The organism is Alkalibaculum sporogenes (assembly GCF_009362815.1).
Classification (GTDB): Bacteria; Bacillota; Clostridia; order Eubacteriales; family Alkalibacteraceae; genus Alkalibaculum_A; species Alkalibaculum_A sporogenes.
In genome coordinates, this window is the sequence record NZ_WHNX01000067.1 from 1 (window position 1) to 5,280 (window position 5,280).

The following is a 5,280-nucleotide window of genomic DNA, read 5'->3' on the forward strand; positions in this document are numbered from 1 at the left end:
AAGTAACATGCCTATGATCCTAATAATAGGAGGAGTCCTACTAGCCTTAGGGGTACTAGTATTCGTGTTATACAACAAAAAGAAACAACAAAGTTAATTTAAAACAAATTTACTAAACTAAAAACGGCGTCCTATAGGCGCTGTTTTTGGATATTCCCAAAGCAATAAGGACGGTTTGAGACCAGTGAAAAGCTAGCTTTTCACTGGTCTCGGACGGTTCCTAATGCTTGTCAATAACTACTACACATTATCAAAAATTAGTCTGATACTATTATAGAAGGTTTATCCCCAAAGGATCAGATATTAGTAAATTTTATAATGGGCTCAAATGCCTAATTTAGTGTTTGTCCCATATAAATTGATGTGATATAATATAATTTGTAAGTTTGCTAATAAAAATGCTTGCATTGTATTTAAGGGAAAGTTCTTGTATTATTTTAAAGAGCAAATATTATAAAATTTTTTAACGATCTGATAATAAGAATACTTTCATTGATTATGTACAGGCAATTAATGAAGGGCTGACCGGATAACCGGAGGCACGAATAAATGTATCAAGTTAGTTTATTGTTAACGAATCAGTTAACGATGATGACGGGTACGATTATTTGTGCCTTTTTTGTTTGTCAAGAAGAGCGTTCTGGATGCGTTATATATCTGCTTGTCATATTAAGCGTAGCTTTTGCGGAGTGTCACGGTGTCCCGTTGATCGCGGAAATATCGTGTAGTTAAAAATGGAGATCTTTCAACTACACGATATTTCACTCAGGATGAAAAAAAGAAAAGTAGCACTTTCCTACTAAGTACCAAAGTAAAATTTTGATGCTAGTTTGCTTATGAAGAGATGATACTGTTATTACTAAGATGTAACTTGTGATATTTATGTTCTCACAATATAAATAGGATAATAAATGCTCTAGCTAATATTTGTTTAGTAAATAGAGTAAAAAAAGGAGTGTATACAGCAATGAAAAGAAGAAAAAGAATTGTAAGTTTTCTGTTAGCTATTATTATGATCCTAAGTTGTTTCCAACCTGTTTTCGCTAATCACGGTGATGATATTACCGTCAAGGTAAGAGTTGAACTGATGGACTCAACGATAGTTCCCCTCACAGAGGTAACTTTACCGTCATCAAATAAATCCTTTGAAGAATACGGTATAAGTGGACAAGCTGACCCTGGATTTAACACTCCAGTTCATGCTATGGCACAGTATTTAATGGATGAATGGGGGACTACACCTTCAGAGATGAGTTCTCTGTTAGAGATACAGTATTCCAATTTTTCAAAAATATGTGGAATGTATGCTGACGGATCAGACTCTATAGATGCCAGCCGTTTTTGGATGTTTATGGTAAATGATAGATATCCTGCTCCAGAAGGAAGCGAATATGGCTACAGTATGACAGAGTGTCCTTTGAAAAATGGAGATGTGATCACGCTTTATGCAATGAAATATCCAGGAACAAATTACTATGCGTATTTTCAAAATCAAAAACTTACAGCAGAACAAGGGGAAGCAGTAAATGTGACACTTCTTGGAAAGAGTACAATGGGTGTAGATGATAGCGTTCCCTTATCTGGAGCAACTCTAATTTCTTCTAAGAATGGTGAATCTGCAACCATTGAAACAAATATTGTCACTAATAGTGAGGGCAGAGCCACTATTAGTTTTAATTCTCCTGGTACATATACAATCAGTGCAAAGAGAAATGATATCTCTAGATCTTACGCACAAGTAATCGTTACTGAATCTGAGGATGACTCGGATCTAGCCATTGTCGCTTCTGATAAGGCAGCATTAAATGTAGTTGCAGAAACAGCTTCAAATCTTACCCTTCCAACCGTAGGAGCAAGTGGAAAGACAATCATTACATGGACGAGCAGTGATTCTGTTGTTACGAGTGATGGGAGGGTAACGAGGGGAGCAGTAGATAAACAAGTGACTCTTACAGCTACCATTGAAAAAGGTTTACAAAAAGATACAAGATCTTTTCCTGTCACGGTAAAAGCTTATACTGAAAATGAAATAAATGATGCCATTCTATCCATAAAGACGGCCATTAGTAGCAGTACTGTTACGGCAAAAGAAGGGAAAGATACAAACCTAACTGCCATACTGCAGGAAAGAGCTAATAATGTAGTACTAGGTAGTACGGTGGCCTTGACAGAGGTTTCGAATCAACCACAAGTTTCTATAGATGGAGACATTACTTATGGGTCCACGGCATCCCGAAATAAAGAAGTGACGTTCTCTATTTCTCTTCTAGGAAAAAGCGATACGGGCACTGTCAAAGTGACAATACCAGCCCATATCCTAACTGCACAAGAAACAGTCGATAATGATACAGCAAAACTTACCTGGACAAAAATTAAAGGGAGTAATACTGATCAAGATCATGTCACTACTAATGTATCCTTGCCGAGAACCGGTGATTCCTATGCTACTGATATATCATGGGAGTCATCTAATACAAGTGTAATTAGTAATACCGGATCTGTAACACGACCAAAGCGTAACGAACCTGATGAAATTGTGACATTAACTGCTACAGTTTCACCTGGACCTTATATGGAAATGTATGGTTATCCAGGAGAAGCACAGAGTAGAACTACGAGTCTTACACTTACAGTTAAGTCTTTTTCACAAGCTGAATACGATGCTGCAGTGAATGATGTAGCCATTGTGAAAAATTACATACAAAACACCAACAAAATAAAGGACATAGATACAGGGGAGTTGGCAGACCTATCAAAGATTGACTACGATCTTCAACTCACAAGTAATAATTCCAATCAAACGGGAGTATCAAATGTAAATGTAGAATGGTCCTCGACTAATCCTGCTATTACTGTAAATACTCTCCGTGGTAAAGTCACTAGACCAGAGGTAAAGAGTGAAAGTGCAACAGGAAAGCTGATTGCGACTATATCAAAAGCTGGTTATACGGATACCCTCCAATTAGATACGGTAGTATTACCAGTCACCCAGTCTGAAATAGATGATGAAAATGCGTATATTGAGAAGATAGCAGAAGATCTTTCTTTTAACACCATCAAAGATAAGAATACTGATCCAAACTATATTACTACTAATCTCCAGATGGTTTACCGAGGATATGTTGATGGCAATGGAAGTTGTACCTATGCTACATCTAATAGTGGGGAAAAGGGGATATCCATCGAATGGGCAAGTAGCAATTCGAATATAATCGCTACTTATGGTTCTGTTAAGCGACCAACGACCACCAGTGAACGGGTTACCATGACTGCGACTCTATCATCAATACTACTCAAGGGAGTAAAGGGTGTCAACAGCGTACCTGTAGAGATACCTGTAACTGTGATCCCACCTACACCAAAGCTTAGGAATATTACTTTATCTTCTAGTACCTTAGAATTTAATCCTGATGTAACAAGTTATACAGTACAAGTACCTATGGACGAAAAGCAAATAACGATTCATTTTGATAAGATGGATCCTTTGGCTAATGTTGTAGTATCTGGCATAAATCCTGATGAAAATGGGGATTACATTGCTAAAGTAGGGGATAAAGTAAACATAACATCTACCCTAGGAAGTGAAAGTATCGAGTATCATTTAGATTTTGTTAAAACACCAGAAATTTATACAATTACTCTAGATGCTGGATATGGTGGAACTGTATCGCCTGAAGGGAATATTTCTGTGACTGAAGGTGAAAACGTTGAGGTATTATATACACCGGATTTTGGATATAGGATTGATAAAATTTATCTTGATGGTAATGAAATTAAACATAGTAATGGAAAATATATAATTATGAATGTGACTTCTAATCACAAGCTGAGTGCCACGTTTATAGACAAAGATACACTTCCTATAATTAATAAGGTGAGAGAAAGTATTACAAAAACGACTAAATATATTCAGGATAGTGGTTATATTTCTGACTGGGTCGTTGTAGGTTTAGCAAACGCTGAGGGGAAAATCCCTACCAACTACTTAAAAAACCTATCTAACGAGATAATGGATTATTTTAAAGATACTGTTAACACCAAAGCTGAAAAGGTAACAGATCATGAAAGACAGATTTTGTCTGTAGTGGCAGCAGGGGGAAATCCTACCTCTATAGGAGGGCAAAACTTAGTTGAGAGGGTCTATAACTTTTATATAGATGATTACAACAGGGACATTACTTTCCAAGGAATCAACGGCGTCATTTATGGGTTAATCGCCATGGATACTAAGAATTATGAAATTCCCAAAAGCGCGAGATATAGCAGGGATTGGATGATAAACTACTTGTTAGAGAAACAAAATAGTGACGGAGGCTGGGACTTAAGTTCTTTAGGAACCAGTGATGTAGATATCACTGCAATGACCTTACAAGCGTTAGCTCCTTATCATGATAAAACAAAAGTAAAAGAAGCGGTAAATAAAGGGATAGATTGGCTTTCAAAAAAACAACAAACAGATGGAGGTTTTGGATCTTCAGAAACTGTCAATAGTGAAGCGGTATCACAAACCATTATTGCATTGTGTGCCAATGGTATAGATCCTACAGGAAAAGATTTCACCAAGGGTGGAAAAAATCTATTAGATGCCTTGTTAAACTTGCAAAATGAAAATGGATCTTTCAGTCATGTAAAAAATGATGGGAAAAACAATATTGCTACTGAGCAAGGTTATTTAGGGTTATTGGCATACGACAAATATGTAAAAGCAGGAGAAAAATATAATGAGGGAAAGACATCTGTATATTCATTCCTAGAAATAAGCTTTAGAGATTCAATACCACCAGTGATTACCACTAGTTTAAAAAATAAAACAGTGCAAACGTCTAGTTACAGCTTTACAGCTCATGCTTTAGATGATGTAGATGGAGCAGTTCCTGTAATAGTCAAGGGAAATGGTAAAGAAATTAAAGGTGATAACAACAACTATAGTGTCACACTAAAAGAAGGAAAAAATACAATCACCCTTAGTGCCGTAGATGAAAATGGCAATAAGGTAGAAAAAACCTACACAATTACCTACGAACCAAAAAAAGACCAAGATAACACAAATGACGGTAAGAAAGACGACGACAAAAAGAATGAAAACACCAGTACCGGTAAAAACACCAATACAAAGGTCAATACTGGTAAAAACACTAATACAAATACTGGTAGCACAAAGAATGAAACAACTTTATCGGGAAATAGAAGTACAGGTGGTACTAGCACAGGTGATAGCAGTACCGATAATGAAGAAGAAAGTACAGAAAGTGAAGCAATTCAAAACTTACGAAAAGAAAT

Annotated in this window: 2 protein-coding genes; both read left to right on the forward strand. The window is 36.4% G+C overall.

All coding sequences use genetic code 11. From position 1 onward, the window contains the following. Window positions 1-13 precede the first annotated feature (13 nt). Window positions 14-97, forward strand: a complete 84-nt coding sequence (locus tag GC105_RS17755; RefSeq protein WP_425481546.1) for an LPXTG cell wall anchor domain-containing protein — start codon at window positions 14-16, stop codon at window positions 95-97. Between the two features lie 870 nt (window positions 98-967). Then, on the forward strand, window positions 968-5,280 hold a 4,313-nt coding region (locus GC105_RS16445), incomplete at its 3' end, for a prenyltransferase/squalene oxidase repeat-containing protein (RefSeq protein ID WP_152807014.1).